The sequence below is a fragment of the Psychromonas ossibalaenae ATCC BAA-1528 genome, from assembly GCF_000381745.1.
In the GTDB taxonomy this organism is placed as follows: Bacteria; Pseudomonadota; Gammaproteobacteria; order Enterobacterales; family Psychromonadaceae; genus Psychromonas; species Psychromonas ossibalaenae.
In genome coordinates, this window is sequence record NZ_KB906978.1 from 38794 (window position 1) to 63543 (window position 24750).

Consider the following 24750-nt stretch of genomic DNA (forward strand, 5'->3'; position numbering starts at 1 on the left):
GACTTATCAACGTATTGATATTTATTCAATTAATTACTGCTCTTGTTCAGAAACACCAACTAATTAGCTAACGGAGTTTTGCTGAAATGCATTATTTTTGGGTACCATTTCTACCCATGTTAGGGATTCTTGTTCCCTTACTAACCAATAAATTCAGCCGCAGTGTGTGTACGCTGGCGACCGCGATACTGCCGGCTTTAGCCCTTTGCTTCATTCTGCTTGACTTGCCCGCGGTATTTGCAGGACAGTCTTTTAGCCGGAGCATTGAGTGGATCCCGCAGTTAGGTTTGGCGCTGTCGTTTCGCCTTGACGGCTTGTCTGCATTATTCAGTTTACTGATTTTGGGCATTGGTTTGCTGGTCATTTTATATGCTCGCTACTACTTGTCTAAAAAAGACCATATGGGGCGTTTTTACTGCTACTTAATTATGTTTATGACCGCAATGCTCGGCATTGTTATGTCAAACAACATGCTGCAGCTATGGTTTTTCTGGGAATTAACCAGTATCAGCTCGTTCTTGCTGATTGGTTTTTGGTCACACAATAGTGATGCGCGTAAAGGCGCCAGAATGGCGCTTACCATCACAGGTGCCGGCGGTTTAGCGCTATTAGCCGGGATAATATTGTTAGGCCAGGTCGTGGGCAGTTACGATTTAGACGTCGTACTAAATAGTGGGGAACTGGTCAAACAACACCCTTATTACTTAGCTATTTTAGGTTTATTTTTAATTGGCGCATTTACTAAATCCGCACAATTCCCATTCCATTTTTGGTTACCCCACGCGATGGCGGCACCTACGCCAGTAAGTGCCTATTTGCACTCGGCCACCATGGTGAAAGCGGGCATCTTCTTACTGGCTCGTTTTTACCCGGTATTAGCGGGTACGGAAGTGTGGTTTGTGGTAGTCTCGCTAACTGGTTTATTCACCTTGTTACTGGGTGCTTATTCCGCATTATTTAAACATGATTTAAAAGGCTTGTTAGCCTACTCGACAATTAGTCATCTTGGCTTGATTGTCTTATTACTGGGTTTAAATACCCAATTAGCAGCTATTGCCGCGGTGTTTCACATCATGAACCATGCCGTTTTTAAAGCATCTTTATTTATGGCGGCTGGTATTATTGACCATGAATCAGGCTCTCGAGATATGCGTAAGCTCAACGGCTTATGGAAATACATGCCTATCACTGCCACGTTAGCGATGGTGGCATCGGCGTCGATGGCTGGTGTGCCTTTACTCAATGGCTTTTTATCTAAAGAAATGTTCTTTGCTGAAACCTTAGATCAAAGCATTTTAGGGGCGATGTCTTGGTTAATTCCAGTATTAGCTACGATTGCAGGTGCTTTTGCAGTCGCTTACTCACTGCGTTTTATTCATGATGTTTTCTTTAACGGTGAGCCTAAGGGGTTAACCAAAACACCGCACGAGCCGCCGCGGTATATGCGTGTTCCCGTTGAAGTATTAGTCGCGATTTGTTTGTTAGTCGGTATATTTCCTAATTACACTATTGGTCCACTGCTCAGTAGTGCGTCATTGGCGGTGCTAAATCATCCTCTACCTGAGTATAATTTGTCCCTTTGGCATGGATTTAACATTCCATTGATGATGAGCGGGTTGGCGATTGTTGGTGGTTTAGCCATTTACCTGAACCGTAAACATTTATTTAAATTTGCAGGTAAGTTCCCGGATATTGACGCGAAAGTTGAATTTGAAGGTTATATTCAGAGCAGCGTGAAGTGGGCGCAGAAAGTAACTGCAAAATTGGAGACGGGATCCTTACAACGCTATGCTTTTCTTCTGTGTTTCTTCGCCTTACTGCTAATAGCTCCTCCCTTGTTAGAGCTAGATACCACGAGAGGAAGCCTGCCAGGCACCCCAGTAAACGGCGCAGTCATTGTAGCTGCTGTTTTATTAATAGCAGGTTCGCTAGCAACCGTAATTTGGAGCCATTACCGGCTGATTGCTTTATTAATGTTGTCGTTAGTCGGCTTAGTTGTGTCGATAACCTTTGCTTACTTCTCGGCACCCGACTTAGCCCTTACCCAGCTCTCGGTAGAAATTGTAACGGTGATTTTGTTATTACTGGCGCTGTATTTCTTCCCTCAACATACCCCCACCGATAAAAGTCGTCCTAATCACTTTGTTCGCGACTTGGCGGTAGCCTCTTTCATCGGCTGTATTATCGGCAGTATTTGTTTTGCCTTAATGACCCATCCTTTGGATAGTATCTCTGAGTTCTTCCTAGCAAATGCTAAAACAGGCGGCGGCGGTACTAACGTGGTTAACGTTATTTTGGTCGATTTCCGTGGTTTTGATACCTTTGGTGAAATTACGGTACTTGGCATTGCCGCATTAGGTATTCACAAGCTAATTGCCGGCATGCGTTTGTCGATGCGCACTAAAGATCATGATGGGCGCCCATGGGCAACAGATAAATACCCTGTATTACTCTCGGTTGTATCGCAAAGCCTGCTGCCGCTGTTCCTGCTCATTTCTGCTTATATCTTTATGCGCGGGCATAACTTACCAGGCGGTGGTTTTATTGCCGGTTTGATTACATCAATTGCTTTAATTCAGCAATACCTTGCACATGGTGTTGACTGGATGGTTAAACGTGTGAGTGTTAGATACCACTATATGATCGCCATTGGATTAGTGACCGCCGGATTAACCGGCTTAGGCAGCTGGATGTTTGGCCGCCCGTTCTTAACCTCTTGGTTTGAATATGTATCGCTGCCCTGGATAGGTAAATTTGAACTCACCAGTGCATTGCTATTTGACCTAGGAGTTTACTTTACAGTAATCGGCGCAACCCTGCTTATATTAGCCAGCCTAGGCAAGCTAACCACTAAAGAAAGAATCAGAGAAGGAGAAAGGTAATGGAACTAGTCTACGCCGTGTGTGTCGGCTTCATGAGTGCCTGCGGCATCTTTTTAATGCTGCGCGGCCATACCTTTACCTTGGTAATTGGTCTCACTTTGTTGTCCTACGCTGTTAACCTGTTTCTTTTTGCCAGCGGCGGATTAACCATAGGTGCACCAGCGGTACTTAACGGCAGTGAAAATTACGCAGATCCTTTACCGCAAGCCCTGGTGCTTACTGCTATTGTTATCGGCTTTGCCATGACTGCCTTTGCGGTAATTCTAGCAATGCGCGGACGCTCAGACATGGGGAATGACCACGTAGACGGTACGGAACCTTTCGACCGCCTGGCTGCGGAGGAAAAATCCTAATGGGTTTGTTTGATCATTTAGTTATTTTTCCGGTTTTAATACCGTTTTTCGTGGCTGTTGCTCTGCTTTTCCCAAGCTTAAATAACTCGTTAGCCAGACAAAGAGTACTGACCATTGCCGCCAGTATTTTAATGGTTGTTGTTGCGTTTGTACTGCTGTTCAAAATTAAAGACCAAGGTATTCAAGTATATGCTCTTGGAGACTGGTCCGCGCCTTTTGGTATTATATTAGTGGCAGATGCCTTCTCGGTGTTAATGGTCTGCTTAAGTGCTGTTTTGGGCTTAGCGGTCACACTGTATGCCAGCGCCGGCGAAGATAAAAACGGCGCCTTTTTTCACCCGCTGATTATGTTCCAGTTGATGGGGATTAATGGTGCATTTTTAACTGGCGATGCGTTTAATCTATTTGTGTTTTTCGAGGTGCTGCTGATTGCCTCCTACTCACTAATGATGCATGGTGGAGGTAAACAGCGAATACAGGTTAACATCCATTATGTATTTCTTAACTTAATTGGCTCGTCGCTGTTCTTGTTTGCGTTAGGTACCTTATACGGCACTTTAGGCACACTTAACTTCGCCGATATGGCCGATAGAATTCCGCTGCTTTCGAGTAACGAATTACTGATTACCAAATCAGGGGCATTATTGTTACTGGCTGTTTTTGGTCTGAAAGCAGCAATGCTGCCTCTACATTTCTGGCTGCCAAAAGCTTACGCGAGTACGAGTGCTCCAGTGGCCGCGCTATTCGCAATTATGACCAAAGTCGGTATTTATAGTATTTGGCGGGTGCATGGCGTTATGTTTGGCGACCAGGCCGGTGAGCTGGCTAATATCGCCTTGCCGTGGTTATGGCCTATAGCTTTATTAACCATTGCTATTGGCGCTGTTTCTGTATTGGCTAGCAAAAGTTTGCGGGTGCTTTGTAGTAACTTGGTGATTGTATCAGTAGGTACTCTGCTGGTGACCATCAGCTTGAATACGGTACAGGCCGCTGCAGCTGGTATTTATTACTTACTGCATAGTACTGTAGCTTGTGCCGCTATGTTCTTGCTGGCGGGGGTTATTCAGCAGCAGCGCGGTAAAGCGGAAGACCGGTTTGTCACCACAAGAACAATGCCGCAGGCAGGAATTTTGGGCTTTATCTTTATCTTGCTGGCGATAGGTTTAATTGGTATGCCGCCGCTGTCAGGCTTTGTAGGTAAAGCTTTAATTTTGCAGTCAGTGACCAAAGCAAGCCAGGCAGTTTGGGTCTGGCCGCTAATATTAGGCGCAGGACTGATTGCTTTAATCGCTTTATCACGGGCCGGCACTGCATTGTTCTGGCGAACCAACGGCGAAAACAACACCGCCTTACAAGGTCAGCCCGTTCAATATTTAGCTATTGGCTTACTGGTAGGGATCCTGCCTTTGATGGTGATTTTTGGAGGGGCAGTGAGCGATTTTGCGCAATTGGCGGCAGAGCAGCTTAAAGCTGGTTTAAGCCTGCAGCAACTTAATGAGGTAGCCAATAATGGATAAAGTGCGTAAGTTTATTTGGTTCCCCACTCCTTACCACAGTATATTGCTATGGTTAGTGTGGCAGATTCTGCATGATTTTAGTCGTGGTCACATGGTGTTAGGCGCGGTGTTTGCCATTGTTATCCCCTGGATTGTCGCACCGCTCAGTGAGAAAGAACCGGTAGCAAAAAATCCTCTCACAGTTTTGAGGTATACGTTTCGTTTACTCTTTGACATTGTGCTGTCTAATTACGACGTAGCGAAGCGCGTACTGCAGAGTAACCGTAGTTTAAGGCCGGCTTTTATTGCGGTGCCGTTAGCCATTAATGAGCCTTTGCCACTCACCATCTTTACCAGCAGTGTATCATTAACTCCTGGTACAGTGAGTGTAGAATTGTCGGATGACAGGCAATGGCTGTATGTACACGTGCTGCATCTTGAAGACGAGCAGCAGTTAATTAACCTTATCAAACGTCGTTATGAAGCGCCTTTGAAGGAGATTTTCGGATGTTAAGTTACGCTATACTGACTGCCTGCGGCTTCATTTGCTGTGCTTTAGCCCTAAATGCCTGGCGCTTGATCATTGGCCCTACTACACCTGACAGAATTATTGCCGTTGATACCATGTACATTAACAGTATTGCACTGATCATCTTGTTAGGGCTTTACCAAGGCTCGGCCAGTTACTACGAAGGTGCGTTATTGATCGCACTGCTTGGCTTTGTAAGTACTTCGGCCTTTTGTAAGTATTTATTGCGCGGCGATATTATCGAATAAGGAAGATAGATGACTGTATTTTTAGAAGCGGTGGTGAGTGTTTTATTGGTGCTGGGCAGTATTGTTATGCTAGTTGGCTCTATCGGCTTAGCAAAATTCCCTGATTATTTTACCCGCCTGCATGCGCCGGCTAAATCCAGCACCTTAGGAGTCGGCTGTATCCTGATCGCTTCGATGATATTTTTCAGCGTTCAACTTGGCCATGTAAACTTTAAAGAAGCATTGATAAGCATGTTTTTGTTGATCACCGCTCCCGTAGCAGCACATATGCTGGCGAAAGCAGGCTTACACTATAAAGTAAACATGAAAGATAACACACAAAATCAACAATTGGCTAAAAAGGCTTACTTACACCAAAGTCCAGATGAAAAGTAGGCATCACTATTGAGAGCTTGAACCTCCCGGCAGATAACTACAAAAAAGATTAGACAACCATAATCTTTGATTGAATGATAAATATGATCCGCCTGCAATCGTATTTTTATGTGCGGACTGTAGTGGCTAAGTAATATTGGCCACATATATCTAGGGGGATGGGCTGCTATGGGGCGTTTTCGACTTAGCCTTCTAGCTCGGAGTAGGGAAAAAGTGAGCATGGGACTTTTACTAGCAGAGGCATTCTGAGGCACATATTTATTTTATGTTTGTATTCTCACCAGCCTGTCGACGTTTTACAGCAGCCGAAATGTAGATATTCTGCGCTTTATCAATAGCCTCTTGGGATTGGCGGGCAACACGATATGCCTGATGGTATTTGTTACCGCGCCATAAACTTTTAGCTTGATGTAAAAGTTTGTGAGATGTATCAATTTGAGCTTTCATGCCGAATGGATAAGATGAGCGGGTGTGAGCCCAGTCCAGGCGGCCTTCAATATCAATAATGGCTTCTTGATAAAACTCTTCGACTGCCTCTTGCCGGACAAACTGAATTAAGTAGTAGGTAATTGTAACAATAAATCCAATTGTAAAAAGGATGCTCATGACTGCTCTCCTTAATTTATACTAATATAGAGCCTGAGTTGTATGTACAGAGAGTATAGGAAGGATAAATGCCCTTTACCAAAAACTATTTATTTGATGAAGGGGTTCCATATATGCCCCTTTGCGAGTTAGTTTTCATATATTTCTCTTCATTTTTATCGTTAAATATGCCCCTCTATGGTAAACATCAAAAAACGCTGCAAGTCCTGCTGCGGCTTGGATTATCCGGTCTTAGCGGGGAAACCTGTGTCGATAAATCCGGCTGTACTTTTAGTCATATCTTTAAGTCGGCTCGTGTCCCGAAACGACTCAGCAGTATGTCGTAAAAGGAAATATCTGTTGTCATAACAGCAACTCGCAGATAGACGGCTTCACTGCTAGTATCCCCGCATCACTTTAACGGGGTTTTTATGTTTCGATATCTTCTCTGCAGCTTTGCACTTGTTCTTCTCTATCCCACGGCTATCGACCTATATCTTGTCGGTTTACCACAAATTGCGCTGGATTTGAATGCAAGTGAATCTCAACTCCACATGGCATTTTCTATCTATCTTGCAGGTATGGCGGCTACTATGCTGTTTGCGGGTAAACTTGCTGATGCAATAGGTCGTAAACCTATTGCTGTTGTCGGAGCTGCAATATTTCTGTTAGCGTCCCTGCTTGGTGGTTCAGCAGAAAACAGTCAAACCTTTTTCATTGCTCGATTCATTCAGGGAATTGGAGCCGGCTCCTGCTACGTTACAGCGTTTGCAATTCTACGTGATACGCTCGACGACCAGCGCCGTGCAAAAGTACTGTCGATGCTTAATGGTATTACCTGCATCATTCCGGTTATCGCACCAGTAATCGGCCATTTAATCATGCTTAAATTCCCGTGGCCAAGTCTATTCACGACAATGGCCGGCATGGGGCTGCTGGTCTGTATATTGTCAATTTTCATTTTAAAAGAAAGCAAACCACATCAACCGGTAACATTTAATAAGAAAGAACATAAGCATTCAACGGCCGGGAAAGAAAGGCCTCAAGAATCGTTTTTTGAAACATTTTTCATCAGCCGACTGATTATCACAGCAATAGGTGTAACGACTATTCTCACTTACGTCAACGTTTCTCCGATGCTCATTATGGGCACGATGGACTTTAGTCGAGCAGAGTATTCATCGATTATGGCTTTAACTGCTTTAGTAAGTATGCTTGCCTCATTTTCAGCACCCTTTGCTTTGTCATTGTTTAAGCAGCGAACATTGATGTTTTCTGCACAGCTATTATTTGCCCTTGCGGCCGCTGTATTAGGGTTCTCTGATTTGTTTGAATTTAGTAACTCATTAAAATTAACTGGTTTTGGATTGTTGTGCGCCGGATTCTCTATCGGCTTCGGCGTAGCTATGAGTCAGGCTCTCGGCCCATTCTCTCTTCGCGCCGGCATGGCGAGTTCAGTACTTGGAATTGCTCAGGTGTGCAGTTCAGGTTTTTACATTTGGCTGATGGGTCTGCTTGGCGTTAGCGCTTTGCATATGTTGATCATTATATTGGCTGTCGGTGGTATTATTAGTCTTGCTCTAATACAATTAATAAACTCTCCAATACGTAGTAATTTAAATGAAGAAATCGCTAGCACGCCTTGATCTGAATTTATTATTCACCCTGCAGCTTTTATTGAAAGAGCTGAGCGTATCGAAAACCGCCAAAAAGTTAAATGTGACGCCTTCAACGGTGAGCAAATCACTCAACAAGCTTAGAGACTGGTTTGATGATCCTTTGTTTGTCAAAACTCCTCAAGGTTTCAGGGCGACACCCCTTGCCCAAAGTATGGAGCAGGAACTTTCAGACTGGCTGCAGATAGGCAACCAGATCCTCAGCAAACATGGTGATGATGCCCCCAAAGGCATTCACTTCAATTTAGCAATGGAGTCACCGCTGCTGCTGATCATGTTTAATGAACTAACACAGCGTATTTACCAGAAATATCCAGATGCGAAAGTGACAGTACGCAACTGGGATTACGACTCGCTAGATTCTATTATTTGCGGACAAGCGGATATAGGTTTTACCGGTCGAGAGAGTCATCCCCGCTCTAAAGAGTCACTAGACTTATTGCCGTATTTTATTGACTTTGAAGTGTTGTTCTCCGATTTACCTATGGTATACCTGCACAAGGATCATCCTGCGTTGAAGGAAGAATGGAACATAGATACTTTTCTTAAATACCCTCATATTAATATTATCTGGGAAAAGAGTGAGACATGGGCTCTGGATGAAGTTCTGATGGAACGAGGGCAGACTCGCGAAATAGCCCTGACCATGGCAAGCTTTGAACAGTCCCTGTTTATGGCTGCTCAATCCGGACACAAAATGATAGCTACAGCTCCCCAATATTGTCAGCATTACATCCGTCACATGCATCCGGATTTAGTCAGCCTGCCGATTCCTGTAGATAAAGAGCTCCAGGAAAAGCTGATCATTCCTTTCACTATGATCTGGCACAAACGCAATAGTCACAACCCCAAAATAAAATGGCTCAAAGAAATCATTAAATGCCTTTATACCCGTTACCATCCAAAATGCAAAAATCAGCAAGCCGGTAAGTGAGCAGATTCTAGGCATGAAACTGAAGATCTAACGGGTTAAATCGAAGTTTTATAACAACGAAGATGCTTACTTACCCCCTTGCCCTATGGGGAATTCGCTCGAAAACCAGCACTGCGTTGTAACAATCGTCAAGGGAGCAACCATTCACTCATATTACGCCTTGTTCTGGTGTCCGAGTGAGCTCCTGATAAATGCATTTTGAATGATAACGGGTATACAGCCCGGAACATTGATAGTTATTTAGCCCGAAGAAATGTGCTTGGTATAAAGTTTGTCGGCAGTGAGAAGATGTCCAGGCACCTTATATAACACAATTTTACGGCGAAACTGACTGTGCGGCCGTACCGCCGCGACAGCAGATCACTTAATCCAGCGGCAGTTCGGTCTTTTTGACTACCTCTCTCAATACAAAACTGGAATGTACACCGGTAACCCCTTCTAACTTGGTTAAATGCCCGAGTAGAAACTTCTCGTAATGTTCCATATCGCGCACCACCACTTTTAATAAAAAATCAGCCGTCTGTCCGGTTACAATCAAACATTCCAGTACCTCGGGTAAAGCGGCAATCGCACGTTCAAAGTTATCAAAACGATCCGGCGTATGACGGTCCATTGAAATACCAATCATGGCAGTCAATTTTAAGCCTAGTACCGCGGGCTTCAATAAAGTGACATGTTTATCGATTAATCCTGACTCCTCCAGACGTTTAACACGACGTGAACAGGGGGTTGGTGATAAACCAACACTATCAGCTAACTCCAGATTACTGATACGCGCATTCCCCTGCATCAGCTTAAGAATTTTCTTATCAGTACGGTCTAATTTGATTACTTCCTGCATACTATTTCACCTACATGGTCATTTTCACCAACAATAGCACATTTACTAGTGAGTTGTTGCATAAACAACTCGAAATTAGAGTTACTTTGCAACCACTCTCTACGCCGTTCGTTCTATAGTTAACACATGGATAGCGAGCGAAGTTTCTAACCGGAAACGGGCGGTAATACCCTTACAATGGTGAACCAACTCGCTAATTCACTCCTCTAAACATCTCCGCTGCCAAGGCTCTAAAAGGAAATGACTCGTGTCTAATATCGCTAACATCCACGCTAGTTTTAATCATAAAAAATACCGCGCCTATGCTCCAGTCCAGAAAACAGACAGACGCTGGCCTAATCAAATTATTGAAGCGGCACCTCAGTGGTGCAGTGTTGATCTGCGCGATGGTAACCAGGCTCTTATTGAACCTATGAGTCCAAGCCAGAAGCTTGATATGTTTAAACTGTTAGTTGATGTGGGCTTTAAGGAGATTGAAGTCGGTTTTCCCGCGGCATCGGCACCTGACTTTGATTTTGTTCGTCAGTTAATTGAACAGGATTTAATTCCAGACGATGTCACTATCCAGGTATTAACGCAGGCACGCGAGCCGTTAATCGCACGCAGCTTTGAAGCTTTAAAAGGTGCGAAAAAAGCCATAATGCACTTATATAACTCTACCTCAACGGTGCAGCGTGAGCAGGTATTTAAAAAATCCCGCGATGAAATTAAAGCCATCGCCGTACAAGGTGCACAATGGGTGCGAAATTTTGCTGCCGCGCAGCCAGATACAAAGTGGTTCTTCCAGTATTCACCGGAAAGCTTTACCGGCACCGAAATGGATTATGCACTAGAAGTCTGTGATGCCGTTATTAACGTCTGGCAGCCGACACCTGACAACAAGGTCATTATCAATTTACCCGCAACGGTTGAAACATCAACACCTAACGTCTATGCCGACCAGATTGAATGGGTGTGTGACAATATTAGTCATCGTCAGTCAGTGACTATCAGCCTGCATACTCACAACGATCGCGGCTGCGGCGTGGCGGCTGCAGAGCTGGGCGTATTAGCCGGTGCGGATCGAATCGAAGGTACATTACTGGGCAACGGCGAGCGTACCGGTAATATGGATATAGTCACCATGGCGATGAACATATACAGTCAGGGCATTGATCCGAAACTAAATTTTTCTGATATGGACCGTATTATTGCAACCGTTGAGCGATGCACACAATTAGCAGTACACCCTCGTCATGCCTATGCAGGTGAATTAGTTTTTGCAGCTTTCTCCGGCAGTCACCAGGATGCAATTAACAAATGTATGGCGATTGATGCAGCACAACGAATCGAAGATCCGCAGGCACACTGGCAGGTTGCTTATCTGCCGATCGACCCGCGTGATTTAGGGCGAACTTATCAGCAGGTTATTCGTATCAACAGCCAGTCCGGAAAAGGTGGTGTGGCCTATGTACTGGAGCAGGACTACGGTATTCAGATGCCTCGCTGGATGCAGGTTGATTTTAGTCCGCATGTACAAGAGCATGCCGAAAATAGTGAAAGTGAAGTTTCATCAGCTGTTATTCACAATATTTTTTCTAAGACTTATTTAGCACCACAGACAGCAGCTGCTGTCGACAGCTACAGCCTTAACCGCCAAGGTAATAAAGATATATTACAGGCACAGATCCAGGGGATTAAGGGTTCGGTGACAATTGATGGTCAAGGTAAGGGTGTACTGGATGCTTTTGTCAGAGGGTTAAGTGCATCAATCGACACTGATATTGTATTAATCGACTATAACGAACATGCATTACCGAGCAGAAAGGGCGCTGAAAATGAACAGGCCGAAGCGATTGCTTATGTACAGCTCAGCATTCAAGGTGCGCGCTACTGCGCAGCCGCCAAGTGTGATGATATAGTCAGCGCCTCTCTACAGGCAGTTCTTAATGCCGTTAGTCGAAGCGGAGCCAGCATTTCCGAGCACAGCCGTCTGAAATTAGCGGCCGTGTAACAGCAGGAAGAATAAGTACCTGAGCTCTGATGCAGGTTAAAATTGAACCATTCTTTTATTACGGGTTCATTTTTTGCCGGCGTTTAACACGGAGCTTGAAGCGCAGAAAAGCCTTTCTCCATTCAGCGAAAGGCACCACCTCTAAATATCATCCTCATCAACCTCGATTTCAAGCTGATCTTCACTCTCTTCAACGGCTGCTAACTCAAGGTCTTCAAACATATCAATTAACAGCTCATGAGCATTACCTCTTTTTGCATCTAATAATGCACTGAAACTAATCAGGCCGACGGCCGTTTTTATCTGCTCATTCGGTATACTGTTTGTGGTCTTATCAGCGGTCTGCATGAAATGCTGCATCTCTCCTACATCCCCGTCCATTAGCGAGTAAAGAGAGCGGTAGCAGTGTACTAACAGCAGGCTAAGTTCACCTGCTTTAGATTTAGGATCTATACCGCAGCAGGAGAGGGTCGTAAAGTCTTTACCTATAATATCAGCTATAACTTCCCTCGAAAGACCAAGACTCTCACCAGCGTTTAACACTGCCTTAGCCAGCACTGTCTGCACATCTGTCTTTTTATGATTATCACACATGAATTCAGCCGTATCAGCATTCATGCCCTGCATATCAACAACAAAGTGCTCCGGACGCTCGAACTCGTTTTGCGACATATTAACCTCCGTTTCATGCCTTGTTTACAGCTTTATTAGAGGAGTTCTCCATCTATTTTCCCGGATACCAGAATACTGACTTGCCGCTTGCGGTACGACCGGAATACATTCCCCCGCTGGATAACGTGCCTCGAGAACCATAGGACGAACCGTATCCATGAGTGACCGAACCACTAGGCTGCTGCTGTTGTGCTGCTTGTATGGCATTAACAATATTAACAATGGCATAGCCACCGATCGGCCCCAGGTTTCCCTGAGCATCCAGCCAGTAATAACCTTTATAGGTTACGCCAAAGAGCTGCTGCAGACCGCGCTGATCCATGGGATGAATCTCACGACCGTTAATGAAAATACCTGTTCCACCCTGTGAGATATCAGCCGGCATCGGCCCGGGAAGATCCAGTCCGGCCAGAATAAATCCTGTTGTCGGTCCGCCTTCTACCCCCCAGGCTCCACAAATATTATCATACCAGTAACGGCCGCTCTGAATGCGGGTTTGATATGCAGACTCCAGTGCATTTCGCTTATCAGGTGAGAGTTTTTTCCGGTTTATGTAAACTGCCCCGGTATCACTTTTGGGGACGGCGGCGCCCTGCTCTGAAGAAGAATCAGGACTTGCGTATGCACCAGCACGGGGTTGCCCTCGAGGCCTGAATATCAGTGATTCTCCATCCTCATCGGTGAAAAGAAATGAACCATCTGCCCGCGATACAACGGTAAACTGATATATATCGCCATAATCATTGATCGTACCGACCAGAAACTTTCCTGACTTATTGGCCGTCAGCGGTATTTTTTCACCGTCAATACTTATTGTTCCATGATAGTAGCCGTTTACCGGTGTTTTAATTGTTATAGAATAATTATCGTCATCAGCATAGGAAGAAAACTCTCCAACAAACGGATCTGCTGCGGACGCGGCGGCAAAAAACAGGGTCATAAATAAAATGACTATCAATGAACTTACTCTTGAATTAACCCAAAACATATTTCAGCCCTCCTTTAATTTAAATTGAAGAGGCGTTTGAGTTGAGTATAGGATCAAAAGCCTTTGCTTGAGCTTTTTTATTCATCTAATCCCAGTCGAGGAGATCCTCGCCAATGATTCAAACTCCAGCTAAACAGGTACTGTACTTCTCAGGCAGGGGGATTGTTTCTGTACTCTGCTGCCGAACACTGTTGTTCTACTCATATAAATACGGCCTGTTATCCGAATATAAATTCATACCGATAAGAATCTCTTCTTTAAGATGACAGCATAAAGAAACGGGAACAATATTAGCAGCGGCTTCGTCTATCAGCCAAAGATAAAGAACAGTTTATTAACAGAACAAAGGAAAAGTACAGCATTTATCATCTTGATTTGATGGATAAAACAGCATAAAAATCCGACCTCCAAAATGTCTAGTTATAAGTTACTGGCGGATCACATAATATTGAATCAATTAAATTGATTTCTTACAGAAAAATCAACATCATATAAAATCCAATAATAATAAGGTTTTTTTATGTTAGAACTATTAATTGGCCTGGTGGTCACAATAGTCGTCGGCTATTTCATCGTTAAAGAGTATAAACCGGCAGGAGTCCTGCTGAGTGCAGGTATGCTTTTATTAATCATCACAGGATTTATGGGGCATACGGTTTTGCCGGAAAATGTCGCATCGACGGGTAGCGCCTTCTTAGATACGCTGGAGTTTGTAAAATACATGCTGCAGTACCGCGGCGGCGGCTTAGGTATGCAGATCATGCTGTTATGCGGTTTTGCAACCTACATGACACATATCGGTGCAAACAATGTTGTGGTGAAACAATTCTCACATCCACTGGCATTTATTAAATCCCCCTATGTATTATTAGTCGCGGCTTACATCGTTGCCTGCCTAATGTCTTTAGCAGTGAGTTCAGCAACGGGTCTTGGTGTGCTGTTAATGGCGACTTTATTCCCGATGATGACCGCGATGGGCATATCACGCCCGGCAGCCGTAGCAGTATGTGCCTCACCAGCGGCGATTATACTTTCTCCCACATCGGGTGACGTGGTTATCGCGGCTGAGAAATCGGGTATACCGCTGCATGTATTCTCGGTGGAAACGGTACTGCCGGTATCAATCAGTGCAATTATCGTGATGGCGGCGGCAGCCTTCTTCTGGAATAAGTATTTAGATAAAAAAGAAAATACACCAATGGAGAAACTGGATGTTTCTCATATAAAAATAACGGCACCAGCTTACTACTCTATTCTGCCGTTTCTGCCGATCGTCGGCGTTTTTGTTTTCAATGGTAAAACGATTCCCGGCCTTGAATTAGATATCTACACAATTGTTGTACTGTCTATTTTCATCGGCGTAGTTGTTGAATACTTCAGCAGACGCTTTAACGGTAAAGAAACACTCGAGGGGTTAGAAGTGTGTTACGAAGGCATGGCTGATGCCTTTAAAGGTGTGGTAATGCTGCTGATCGGAGCCGGTGTGTTTGCACAGGGCTTAATGTCAATCGGCGCAATTGATAACCTGATAGGTCTGGCTGAGTCAGCCGGGGCTGGCGGTTTTGCATTAATGATTCTACTGACATTAATAACGGTTGTCGCGGCGATAGCAACGGGCTCAGGTAACGCGCCGTTTTATGCATTTGTAGAACTTGCACCGACTCTGGCCACGAAATTAGGCCTCAGTCCGGCTTACCTTATTATTCCTATGCTCCAGGCATCAAATCTGGGCCGTACTATTTCTCCGGTATCCGGGGTTATCGTCGCAACAGCAGGTATGGCTAAAATAAGTCCCTTTGAAGTGGTCAAACGTACTTCCGTTCCTGTCTTGTTCGGTTTAATCACTGTTGTTTTAGGTACTATGCTGCTTGTGCCTATGTACACTTAATAAGAAAACATCGCAAGACAGCGGCTGCAGAGCAATCCTGCAGCCGCTGTCTTGTTATTTTTCTATCACTTGTAAGCAGAGTATTAAATAAGGAAACTCCAATCTGCCATTAACAACCAGAGACTACAAATGAAAAACTGGATTCATTCACCTAAAAACCCGAACGTAGCCAAGTATGTTGACTGCTACTGGTTTATACAGAAAAAACACAGCGGCGACAGTCATCAATATCCTAAATTGAACCCAGATCCGGCTGCTCATTTGATTATTGCGCCCCCCGAACAGAGCTATCAATATGAGCAGGCGGCAATGTCTGCAAGCGGAAAAGGGAGTCACTGGTTATTCCCTCACTGTCAGACATTTAAAATGGATCATTGCCGGCCGTTTTTAATATTAGGCATCAAATTTCACATCGGTGCACTGTATTCATTAAATATCACACCGCAGCAGCCCGTTGTGGATCAGGTAACAGATGTTGATATAAATGCCCTGCTTAACTCCGAGTTATTTAGTACGGCAGAGATACTGGCTAAGGCAGAGCTTCAACCTGAAAGCTGTCGTGATACTCTGGATGAACTATTAATGCCCTGGCTGCTGAACAGGCCTCAAGATAAACACAGCAGACTATGCCGTAATGCGCTTTCCTTGTTAGCGGACACACCTATTTCCAATCTAGGCGAATTACTGCACTGCTCACAACGAACTCTAGAACGAAGTTTTTTACGTGTCACCGGACTTACCTTAAAACAGTGTCAGTCCATGAATAAACTGGAAGCGATGCTGGAGTCTTTATATCAAAAAAAGGATATAGACTGGCTAAATGTCGCTTACGAATTCGGCTTTAGTGATCAGCCGCATTTAATTCGTTATCTTAAAAGCACCATTGGTTCAACACCTGGAGAATATGCCAAGCAGCGCGATTTAGTCATTGATATTTATGGCGATTTTGAACAAAACTAGAATCAGCCCCTAACAAATAAGCTCTGAAAACTGTCGTTTTTTTTCAATCAATTCTATAGAACTATCATTAATATCTATCTTCAGAGTTAAGGTATTTAACTGCCAGTTAAACGTATAAATGAAAGAGAACAATTAACCATGAAAGCAGAAATAAGACAGTATCAGAAACAAGATTTATCAGATTTACTTACTATATGGGAGAGTGCTTCAAGAATAGCGCACTCTTTTATGGCAGAGAGTTTTTTTGAACAAGGACTCCGTGAGATCCCTACTATATACATCCCTAATGCTGATACATGGATCGCAGTTATTGATCAAAAAATGGTCGGCTTTATTGCTTTAATCAATAATGAAGTCGGCGGCCTTTTTGTTGATCCAAATCACCATGGAAATGGTATCGGCAGAGCATTAATGGATAAAGCTCAAGAACTGCATGGCGATTTAGAAGTTGACGTCTTTAAGGAAAATCCAATAGGCCGTCGTTTTTATGATCGTTATGGTTTTAAGTTCAAACATGAAAAAATATGGCCGGACAGCGGAGATATAATGTTAAGAATGGCTTTTACTGCTAAATAAGCTTACTAAATTTGATATCGTAAAGCAGCTTCGACCAGCCCTTACAATATCTATAACGTTCCTAGGAATCGCATTATGAATTCAATACCGTCATTAGCTCAACTGGGATGGCGCCCATTTTTTCAACAGCAGCTGACTTTAGATGAACTCACTGAGCTGCGTATCGGCCGGGTGGTTGAACAGCACCGCAGCGGCGTGGTGGTGCTCAGCGAACAGGGACAGTTCAGCCTGATTCAGTCCTCCAATGCCGAGCGTCTCTGTGTGGGTGACTGGGTATTGTTCGATGATCTGCTCAAACTGCACCGCAGTCTGGAACGTCAGTCCCTGTTTCAGCGTAAAGCGCCGGGATCGAAAATTGCTACTCAGTTGATTGCTGCCAACGTCGATACCCTGCTGGTAGTATGCTCGCTCAATCACGACTTCAATCTAAGCCGCATAGAGCGCTATCTCGCCTTAGCCAAAGAAGCGCAGGTTGAACCAGTGATCGTGCTCAGCAAAGCCGATCAATGTGACGATGTAGAGACTAAACGCAGCCAGGTTCAGGCTTTAGATCCGCTAATAATGGTGCATGCCGTTAATGCTTTAGATCCAGATCAGAATCAGGAATTGGCCGGTTACTGCAGTCAAGGGAAAACACTGGCATTTCTAGGCTCATCAGGTGTAGGAAAATCAACCCTGGTTAACGGCCTGATGGGCTTTGAAGCTCAGCTGACCTTTGCTGTTCGCGAAGACGACAGCAAAGGACGTCACACCACCACTTCCAGAGCACTAAAATGGCTGCCTCAAGGGGGTCTGCTGCTGGATACGCCTGGCATGCGTGAACTGCAGCTAAGCAGCTGTGAGAGAGGTGTCAGTGATACCTTCAGCGAAATCACTGAACTGGCAGAACGCTGCCGATTTAGCAACTGCAGCCACAACAGTGAACCAGGGTGTGCTGTGCATCAGGCTATTGAAGAAGGGGCATTAACAGCGCGCCGTTTAAACAGCTATCAAAAGCTGATGCGTGAACAGGCGTTAAACAGCGCTACCCTTGCAGAAAAACGCGCCAAAGACAAAGCTTTCGGCAAGATGGTTAACAGGATCCAGAATGAATCACGTCAGTATAAAAAATATTAAGCCATATGAAGGCCGGACGTGATTACAACAGTTCGGCTATCCTAATCACTTGATTCTGCAGCGCTGTAGGATTTAACCAGTGCCTTATATTCTGCTGAAGCACGTATATTACCAACGGCATTCCAGATACACTCCGTCAACTCTGCGTGCTTAAAATAGAACTTTTTAGAGAACATAAGATAACCGTGCTTTGACTTCAGCGGCGGCTGCAGTATTTCAATCTGACGTGCCAGCAGCGGGTGCTGATTCATCACTGCTTTAGCGTTACCTTCAATAGCTGCCATGCCGTCCACCCGCCTGGCGGATAACATCTGCAGCATCTGATGTTCATTATTAAACTCAATAGGCTTCAAACCGAGGTTTTTCACGATATCAACACCTGCCGAGCCCCGCTCTACTGCTATTTTTTTACTCGCCCCGGTTATCTCTTTACCATCCCATTTTAAATCGCTTACCTTATGAGTAAATAACAGGTAAAAGTAACCTCTAATAGCCCTATAGGTATCGGGTTTTCCGTCCTTCATTGGATAAGCGCCATAAACAGCCCGCTCTGTATTATAACTGGAAGAAAATGCGGCATCTGCACCGCCGTGCTCAACAAGATGAAGCGCCCTCTTCCAGGGAACTAAAATAAATTTAATATCAACATCGCACAGTTCACCAGCCTGCGGCTGCAGATCCGGCTGCAAGTGTAGTGGCAATAACAATGGTTATATTGTTACCGCTTTTTACGCTGCTTAATAACAGAGTAATAAGCAGTACGATATAAGTCATACTGCTTATAGTGCTGTTTAACCCTTTCATTAACTGTTCCCTTTTTCTGCTGAGTCATAGCAAGGCCGAACAGCCAAACCTTTCAGCAGAACTTAATGTCAGCGGTGTTCAACTTGGAAATGTGCTACGTATTTCAGTATAGATCTCAAAGGGTGCCTTGTGATCAATATGTTTTGCTGCTCTTAATATAATAAGTGCAGAAAAAACGGCGAAGAAAATATAATAAACAATGTCAGCGTTTACATCCGCCAACGATTTATCGCCACAGCGATTCAAGTCACTATAAGCAAAGCCTTTTACCCTGCCAGAAAGAACGCTTAAATTGTTTATTAAAGGCTTCATTTAAGCCTCACAGTGAGCATTCTGTATATAACCACCAGCACCACACGGGGTAAACGTTTACCCCTTTATAGGCCTTTTCCACAAGAGCAAAGCCAGCTCACAACTATCTTTAAAAACATGATGATAGAGCCAAATTATCTTGAACCCCAGGTGCAAAAACATTATCTTTTCGACGTATAACATTTAATAAATAAACAAAATTTTAACAGGGAATGTGTCATGCGTATTTTTGTATTATTTTTAACCTTATTATTCAGCGCCCAGAGCTGGGCTGATATTCAATGGCTGGCTAAAGAACAGACATATAAACTTAATGGTGCGACTTTATTCAAACTGCGCAAGCAGTTAAACAAAGAAGAGCAGAATAGTTTAAAAACACTGCGTAATGTTGTATTTAATAACCGCGCCGAGTTTGAAGGTGCGTTAGAAACAGCAATAGGCAAGCAGCATGCAATGACAGAGACATTAACCGGCAAAGCCGAAATGCCGGCTGTCAGCTACGGCATTGAAGCAAGAAACCCGCTGTTAAGTCTGGTTATCAGTGACGGCGATTATCAGCAGGATGAGAATGCATTTACTCAACAAAGCTGGCTGCAGTTACCAGAGCTTAATAAAACCCCGCAGCTGAAAACCACTTTTAGTAACCAGTGCCTGCAGGTAGCATCACAAAATGTGCAGCTGTTTGAGTTATGCTCCGGTTCACAGAACGGTGAAAGTAAAAGTGCTTATTTAAAAACCGATGCTGACTCAATACTTGGCCTGGGGCAGGAGTTTGTCAATCCGGGTGTCACTACGGCAAACCGCCTGGGTGATACACGTAACGGTAAAAATACCATGAGCGGATTTAACCGCGGCTACAATGGTAATACACTATTCCCGATTGCATATTTTGATTTTCCTGAAAGCGCACATAAGCAGCCTTTTGCACTTATTCTCGATAACCGCTACCCGCAAAGCTGGGACTTTAGTGAAGCGCCTTATAAGCTCAGCGTAGAAGGCGGTGATTTTAAAATACACGTACTTACCGGTAAGACCCTTGCCGATATTCGCCGCAGCTACATGTTGATGGCGGGCACTCCTCTGCTTCCGCCGAAATCTGCATTTGGTTTATGGGTGTCAGAATACGGCTATGAAAACTGGGCCGAACTTGATGATAAAATAGCGACACTAAAACAGAACAACTTTCCGGTCAGCGGTGCGGTACTGGACCTGCAGTGGTTCGGCGGCATTACTGAAGATGCGAACAGCCAGATGGGCAGCCTTACCTGGGATTTGAAAAACTTTCCTAAACCTGCCGATAAAATTGCAGCCTATAAGAAAGCTGATATCGACATGATAGTGATCGAAGAATCCTATATCAGTAAGGGCCTGGATGAATATAAGGAGCTGGATAAACGCGGTTTTCTTGCTCATGATAATAAGGGTAACAGCCTGGATGTAACCGAGGAAGGTGCTTGGTGGGGACACGGCGGCATGATGGACTGGAGCAACAAGGAAGGCCGTAACTTCTGGCATGACTACCGCCGCCAGGCGCTGGTTGATGCTGGCGTAACGGGTCACTGGACCGATCTTGGTGAGCCGGAAATGCATAACCCTGATTTCAAATACGGTGACGGACTGGATCATGAGATGATTCATAATTCATTTAACATGATCTGGCTGCAGAGTATTTATGACGGTTATCAGCGTAATAATCCTGAAAAACGTCCGTTTATGATGTCCCGCTCAGGCGGCATCGGTATGCAGGCATTAGGCGCGGTTATCTGGTCTGGCGATATCGGCAGTGATTATGCATCTCTAGCGGCACAAATGCCGCAGCAGACACACATGATGTGGTCAGGTTTAGATTATTACGGCTCTGACATCGGCGGTTTCCACCGCAAAGCACTGCTCAACTCAGATATGGAGCAGACTAAAGAGCAGGCCATGGATGAGCTGTATACGCAGTGGTTTGCCTATTCAAGCCTGTATGAAGTGCCGGTACGAGCACACACTGAAAACCTGTGTAACTGCAAAGAAACGACGCCGGATCGTATCGGTGATATGGACAGTAACCGTGCCAGCATTAAACTACGTTATGAGCTGCTGCCGTATTATTATTCATTAGCTTACCGTGCTTATTCGCAGGCAGAGCCGCTTTTCCCGTCTCTAGAGTACTACTACCCTAATGATCAGCAGGCTAAAAACCTAGGTCATATAAAAATGGTCGGTCCGTTCCTGGTTGGTTCATCGGTTGCTGAACAAGGACAGAAAGACAGCTCCACCTACCTGCCTAAAGGCACCTGGTATGACTTCCGTTCAGGAAAGCGCGTAGTTTCTCAAGGAGAATGGTTCAAACAGGAACTATATATTAATAAGATTCTCACTCTGCCGTTATTTGCCAAAGAAGGTGCGCTGATTCCGCAGAGCATCAATAAAGAAAACAGCTTAAAAATATTCGGTTTTGGTGAGCAGCAGTTTACCTGGTATGACGATGACGGTGCCAGCAGTGCTTATCAGCAGGGAAAATACCAGCAGATTCAGCTGCACAGTAAAAACAAACAAGTGCTTCTTTCGCGCACGGCAGGCAGTAAATTAACCATCAATACTATCAACTGGATATTGCCTTCAGATAAGAAAATTAAGAGGGTTAGTTCAAACTTAGGCGATCTGAAATTTGAACAGCGAGGTACACAGCTGCACATCAAACTTCCTGATTTCGATAAGCAGCTTAACCTGGAGTTAAAGCTTTAAGCTAAAAACACCGTTAAATCCAATGACCGCCCAAGAGGCGGTCTTTTTTTTGTACAACACGCAGCAGCTTCCCCATACCCGTTAGCAGCTCCATAATAAATGGGCCGGCTAAGTATCTGACAGTTCCCTCTCAATCCGTCAATCTGACCTATACTCGACAAGTCTCCACTAAATTTTTTGGGAGGTTAAATGTTTTTTAACCGCAGCCTGAAGCTGCTAAGCAAAGTATTAACTGTTTTTTTCTGCTTTACTGTCGGTGGCCCGGTCGAGGCGGCAGTATTAAAGATTCAGGCGATCGATCAACAGAACAAACCCGTGGAAAATGCGGTTATTACTGCAACTCCGTTGTTTTCTAAAGTTGAAATCGTTAAACAGACAAAAATTATCGATCAGATCAATAAAGAATACGTTCCCCGTGTAGTCATAATCAGCAAAGGCTCGTCAGTCAAATTTCCCAATAAAGACAATATAAGGCATCACGTTTATTCATTTTCTAAAGCGAAACAGTTTGAGCTGCCGTTATATGAAGGCAGTACGGCACCACCGGTCGAATTTAACAGCGAAGGCACGGTTACTTTAGGCTGTAATATTCACGACTGGATGCGCGGTTACGTTTATATCAGTGAGACTCCTTTCGCCGCGTTAACCGACAAAAAAGGGGCTGCTGTAATTCAGGAGCTAACGGAAGAAACCTATCGAGTTGATTTCTGGCATCCGCGCTTAAAAAAAACACTTATCTCCCGTGAGATTAAACTGCAGCAGGATTCTATTGAAACCGTCAAAATCAGACTACAGCTCAAGCAGTTAATCAAGAAAAGACAAAAAATGAAAACGCGCTTCGGCCGCTACTCCGATTAATCATGCCCCGATATGACTATGCAGTTTAAACGCTTCCAAACCCGTCTGATTGTCTTCTTTGTTGCGCTGCTGGCACTGCTGCAGCTGACCGTCTTTTTAGCAGTTAATGATGCGAACATTCGTAATGCCAGGCAGGTTATTAAAGAAAACCTGCAGGTCGGCTCAAGTGTATTTAACCGGCTGATTGAAGAAAGAACACGTAACCTGTTCCAGCACGCCAGGCTGATTTCTTCTGATTATGCTTTTAAACCGGCATTTTATTCTGATGACCGGCCTACAATTTTATCCGCCCTGGAGAATCACCTACAGCGCATAGAAGATGCCGACATTATGTTACTGGTCGATTTAGATTTAAAAATCATCGCCGATACCCGCAGTCCTGAAATAACAAGCGAAACAGTCGCCTGGCCGGCGCTGATTGAAAGAGCAGAGCAGAATGATTACGCCGAAGCGACCGCTGTTGTTCTGATCGAGAATCTGCCTTTTCAGATAATCGTTGTGCCTTACCTCTCCCCTGATATTAACGCCTGGATATTATTAGGTTTTGCGATCGACCAGCAGGTGGCAGATGACCTTAAGCAGATGATCAACAGCGAAATTTCATTTTTTGTTTCCTCCGACAGTAAGCAGTGGAGACTTACCCGGAGCACGCTTGATAAAGATAAAGCCGGCAGCTTAATGCGTAAAAACAAACAGCAGGAACTGTCTTTTAATCAGGGGCAGACTTTCACTCTTGATGACGAAGAATATATCGTTTTATACACACAGCTGGCAGAAAATAAAACCGTTTTCGCCATGCTGCAGCGATCGCTGGATCAAGCATTAAAACCTTACTTAAGGCTCAGACAGACATTACAGATATTAATGCTGTTCGGACTGCTTCTCTCTTTGCTGGGCGCACTGTTTATTGCCAGGAAAGTAACCAAGCCGGTTAAGGCCCTAACGCTTAGCGTGCAGAAGATTGAACAGGGTGATTACCATACAAAAATCATCACTGAGCAGAAAGATGAAATCGGCCAGCTGGCCGGCTCCTTTAACCAGATGGCAAAAGGACTCGAAGAAAAAGAAAAAGTCAGAAACCTGCTTGGAAAAGTTGTCTCCAAAGAAGTTGCAGAGGAGCTTCTGTGTAGAAAAATAGAATTAGGCGGTGAAGAAAAACAAGCGACCATACTGTTTTCCGATATTCGGGACTTTACCAGCCTTTGTGAAGGTGCGCCAGCACAGGAAATATTAACAATGTTAAATGTTTATTTAACCAAAATGAGTGCCGTTATCGAGATTAATCATGGAGTTATTGATAAATATATCGGTGATGCCATTATGGCGCTTTTCGGTGTCCCCGTTAACCACGGTAATGACGCACATAATGCCGTTGCCACGGCAATAGCAATGAATCAGGCACTGCAGAAACTAAATAAAGATAAATTCGGCAAGGCAATAAAAATTGGCATCGGCTTAAATACCGGCCGGGTCGTTGCGGGAAATATGGGATCGCCGGACCGCCTCAACTACACCGTTATCGGTGATGATGTTAATCTAGCTTCAAGACTAGAAGGTCTGACTAAATTTTATGATTTACCGGTTTTAGTCAGTGAATCAACCCGAACTGCCGCCGACAGCTTTGTTTATCAGGAGATTGACCGGGTTCGGGTAAAAGGTAAACAAAATGCCGTTGCCATTTACAGACCAGTCGCTCTATTATCACAAATCAGCCAGCCACAGTGGCTAGAAGTTGAAATATGCAGCACTATGTTAAGCGCTTACCGGGCTCAGAAATGGGAGAAAGCGCTTGAACAGCTGGATCAATTAGCGCTAATCGAAGACAGTGAATTTTGTCAAATATACCGGCAGCGTATCGCTATTTTCCAAGTGTCGCCGCCCCCACAGGACTGGGATTTTACTTTTGAATTTACAGAAAAATAAATAAAAGC

23 protein-coding genes are annotated in these 24750 nt (G+C 44.4%); 17 read left to right on the top strand and 6 right to left on the bottom strand.

Going from position 1 to position 24750, the window contains the following annotated elements; all coding sequences use genetic code 11:
- Positions 1-86 precede the first annotated feature (86 nt).
- Genes G327_RS0107915 through G327_RS0107940 form a run of 6 tightly spaced genes read left to right on the top strand, consistent with a single transcriptional unit; the run spans position 87 to position 5883 of the window.
- Positions 87-2882, top strand: coding sequence for a monovalent cation/H+ antiporter subunit A (locus G327_RS0107915; protein WP_019614222.1), 2796 nt, complete (start codon positions 87-89; stop codon positions 2880-2882).
- The gene (locus G327_RS0107920; RefSeq protein ID WP_019614223.1) at positions 2882-3235 is read left to right on the top strand and encodes a Na+/H+ antiporter subunit C; all 354 of its coding nucleotides are present in this window, start codon (positions 2882-2884) and stop codon (positions 3233-3235) included. Before G327_RS0107915 ends, G327_RS0107920 begins: the two co-directional genes overlap by 1 nt.
- A complete protein-coding gene (locus G327_RS0107925; RefSeq protein WP_019614224.1) occupies positions 3235-4752 on the top strand; it encodes a monovalent cation/H+ antiporter subunit D in 1518 nt (505 codons plus the stop codon). Before G327_RS0107920 ends, G327_RS0107925 begins: the two co-directional genes overlap by 1 nt.
- Positions 4745-5245 carry a Na+/H+ antiporter subunit E gene (locus G327_RS0107930; protein ID WP_019614225.1) on the top strand — a complete coding sequence of 167 codons (501 nt, stop codon included), beginning with the start codon at positions 4745-4747 and terminating at the stop codon, positions 5243-5245. Before G327_RS0107925 ends, G327_RS0107930 begins: the two co-directional genes overlap by 8 nt.
- Entirely contained in the window at positions 5239-5508 is a 270-nt protein-coding gene (locus G327_RS0107935; RefSeq protein ID WP_019614226.1) for a K+/H+ antiporter subunit F, read from the top strand. The genes G327_RS0107930 and G327_RS0107935 overlap by 7 nt, the downstream gene beginning before the upstream one ends.
- 9 nt (positions 5509-5517) lie before the next feature.
- The gene (locus tag G327_RS0107940; protein WP_019614227.1) at positions 5518-5883 is read left to right on the top strand and encodes a Na+/H+ antiporter subunit G; all 366 of its coding nucleotides are present in this window, start codon (positions 5518-5520) and stop codon (positions 5881-5883) included.
- Positions 5884-6141: 258 nt separating this feature from the next.
- Here G327_RS0107940 and G327_RS0107945 read toward each other — a convergent pair whose 3' ends face one another.
- A complete protein-coding gene (locus G327_RS0107945; protein ID WP_019614228.1) occupies positions 6142-6489 on the bottom strand; it encodes a hypothetical protein in 348 nt (115 codons plus the stop codon).
- 68 nt (positions 6490-6557) lie between these two features.
- Here G327_RS0107945 and G327_RS0107950 point away from each other — a divergent pair, with 68 nt between their 5' ends.
- The 3 genes from G327_RS0107950 (at position 6558) to yidZ (ending at position 9078) form a co-directional block, all read left to right on the top strand.
- Positions 6558-6815: a hypothetical protein gene (locus G327_RS0107950; RefSeq protein WP_019614229.1), complete on the top strand. Its 258-nt coding sequence runs from the start codon at positions 6558-6560 to the stop codon at positions 6813-6815.
- 84 nt (positions 6816-6899) lie between these two features.
- The gene (locus G327_RS0107955) at positions 6900-8114 is read left to right on the top strand and encodes an MFS transporter (protein ID WP_026339257.1); all 1215 of its coding nucleotides are present in this window, start codon (positions 6900-6902) and stop codon (positions 8112-8114) included.
- Positions 8089-9078: an HTH-type transcriptional regulator YidZ gene (gene yidZ, locus G327_RS0107960; protein WP_019614231.1), complete on the top strand. Its 990-nt coding sequence runs from the start codon at positions 8089-8091 to the stop codon at positions 9076-9078. Before G327_RS0107955 ends, yidZ begins: the two co-directional genes overlap by 26 nt.
- A 364-nt stretch (positions 9079-9442) precedes the next feature.
- On the opposite strand, the gene G327_RS0107965 is transcribed toward yidZ, so the two are convergent.
- Complete coding sequence (locus G327_RS0107965; protein WP_019614232.1) at positions 9443-9919, bottom strand: Lrp/AsnC family transcriptional regulator; 477 nt, start codon at positions 9917-9919, stop codon at positions 9443-9445.
- A 247-nt stretch (positions 9920-10166) separates the two neighbouring features.
- Here G327_RS0107965 and leuA point away from each other — a divergent pair, with 247 nt between their 5' ends.
- Positions 10167-11912 carry a 2-isopropylmalate synthase gene (gene leuA / locus G327_RS0107970; RefSeq protein ID WP_019614233.1) on the top strand — a complete coding sequence of 582 codons (1746 nt, stop codon included), beginning with the start codon at positions 10167-10169 and terminating at the stop codon, positions 11910-11912.
- Positions 11913-12053: 141 nt separating this feature from the next.
- Here the strand turns inward: leuA and G327_RS24220 are convergent, their stop codons facing one another.
- Both G327_RS24220 and G327_RS0107980 read right to left on the bottom strand, forming a co-directional pair.
- Positions 12054-12584, bottom strand: a complete 531-nt coding sequence (locus G327_RS24220; protein WP_019614234.1) for a hypothetical protein — start codon at positions 12582-12584, stop codon at positions 12054-12056.
- A 52-nt stretch (positions 12585-12636) separates the two neighbouring features.
- Positions 12637-13572, bottom strand: coding sequence for a hypothetical protein (locus G327_RS0107980; RefSeq protein WP_019614235.1), 936 nt, complete (start codon positions 13570-13572; stop codon positions 12637-12639).
- 520 nt (positions 13573-14092) lie between these two features.
- On the opposite strand from G327_RS0107980, the gene dcuC reads away from it, so the two are divergent.
- The 4 genes from dcuC (at position 14093) to rsgA (ending at position 18112) form a co-directional block, all read left to right on the top strand.
- Positions 14093-15460, top strand: a complete 1368-nt coding sequence (dcuC, locus tag G327_RS0107985; RefSeq protein WP_019614236.1) for an anaerobic C4-dicarboxylate transporter DcuC — start codon at positions 14093-14095, stop codon at positions 15458-15460.
- Between the two features lie 129 nt (positions 15461-15589).
- Complete coding sequence (locus G327_RS0107990; protein WP_019614237.1) at positions 15590-16420, top strand: helix-turn-helix domain-containing protein; 831 nt, start codon at positions 15590-15592, stop codon at positions 16418-16420.
- Between the two features lie 138 nt (positions 16421-16558).
- Complete coding sequence (locus G327_RS0107995) at positions 16559-16996, top strand: GNAT family N-acetyltransferase (protein WP_019614238.1); 438 nt, start codon at positions 16559-16561, stop codon at positions 16994-16996.
- A gap of 75 nt (positions 16997-17071) precedes the next feature.
- On the top strand, positions 17072-18112 hold the full coding sequence (gene rsgA / locus G327_RS0108000) for a ribosome small subunit-dependent GTPase A (protein ID WP_019614239.1): 1041 nt from the start codon (positions 17072-17074) through the stop codon (positions 18110-18112).
- A gap of 41 nt (positions 18113-18153) precedes the next feature.
- Here the strand turns inward: rsgA and G327_RS0108005 are convergent, their stop codons facing one another.
- Both G327_RS0108005 and G327_RS27035 read right to left on the bottom strand, forming a co-directional pair.
- Entirely contained in the window at positions 18154-18813 is a 660-nt protein-coding gene (locus G327_RS0108005) for a substrate-binding periplasmic protein (protein ID WP_169337227.1), read from the bottom strand.
- Positions 18770-18916, bottom strand: a complete 147-nt coding sequence (locus G327_RS27035; RefSeq protein WP_019614241.1) for a hypothetical protein — start codon at positions 18914-18916, stop codon at positions 18770-18772. The genes G327_RS0108005 and G327_RS27035 overlap by 44 nt, the downstream gene beginning before the upstream one ends.
- A gap of 531 nt (positions 18917-19447) precedes the next feature.
- Between G327_RS27035 and G327_RS24225 the strand changes: the two genes are divergently transcribed.
- From G327_RS24225 to G327_RS0108030, 3 genes are all read left to right on the top strand, one after another.
- A complete protein-coding gene (locus tag G327_RS24225; RefSeq protein ID WP_019614243.1) occupies positions 19448-21961 on the top strand; it encodes a TIM-barrel domain-containing protein in 2514 nt (837 codons plus the stop codon).
- 189 nt (positions 21962-22150) lie between these two features.
- Positions 22151-22819 carry a methylamine utilization protein gene (locus G327_RS0108025; protein ID WP_019614244.1) on the top strand — a complete coding sequence of 223 codons (669 nt, stop codon included), beginning with the start codon at positions 22151-22153 and terminating at the stop codon, positions 22817-22819.
- 12 nt (positions 22820-22831) lie between these two features.
- Positions 22832-24742, top strand: a complete 1911-nt coding sequence (locus tag G327_RS0108030; RefSeq protein WP_019614245.1) for an adenylate/guanylate cyclase domain-containing protein — start codon at positions 22832-22834, stop codon at positions 24740-24742.
- The last annotated feature ends 8 nt before the right edge of the window (positions 24743-24750 follow it).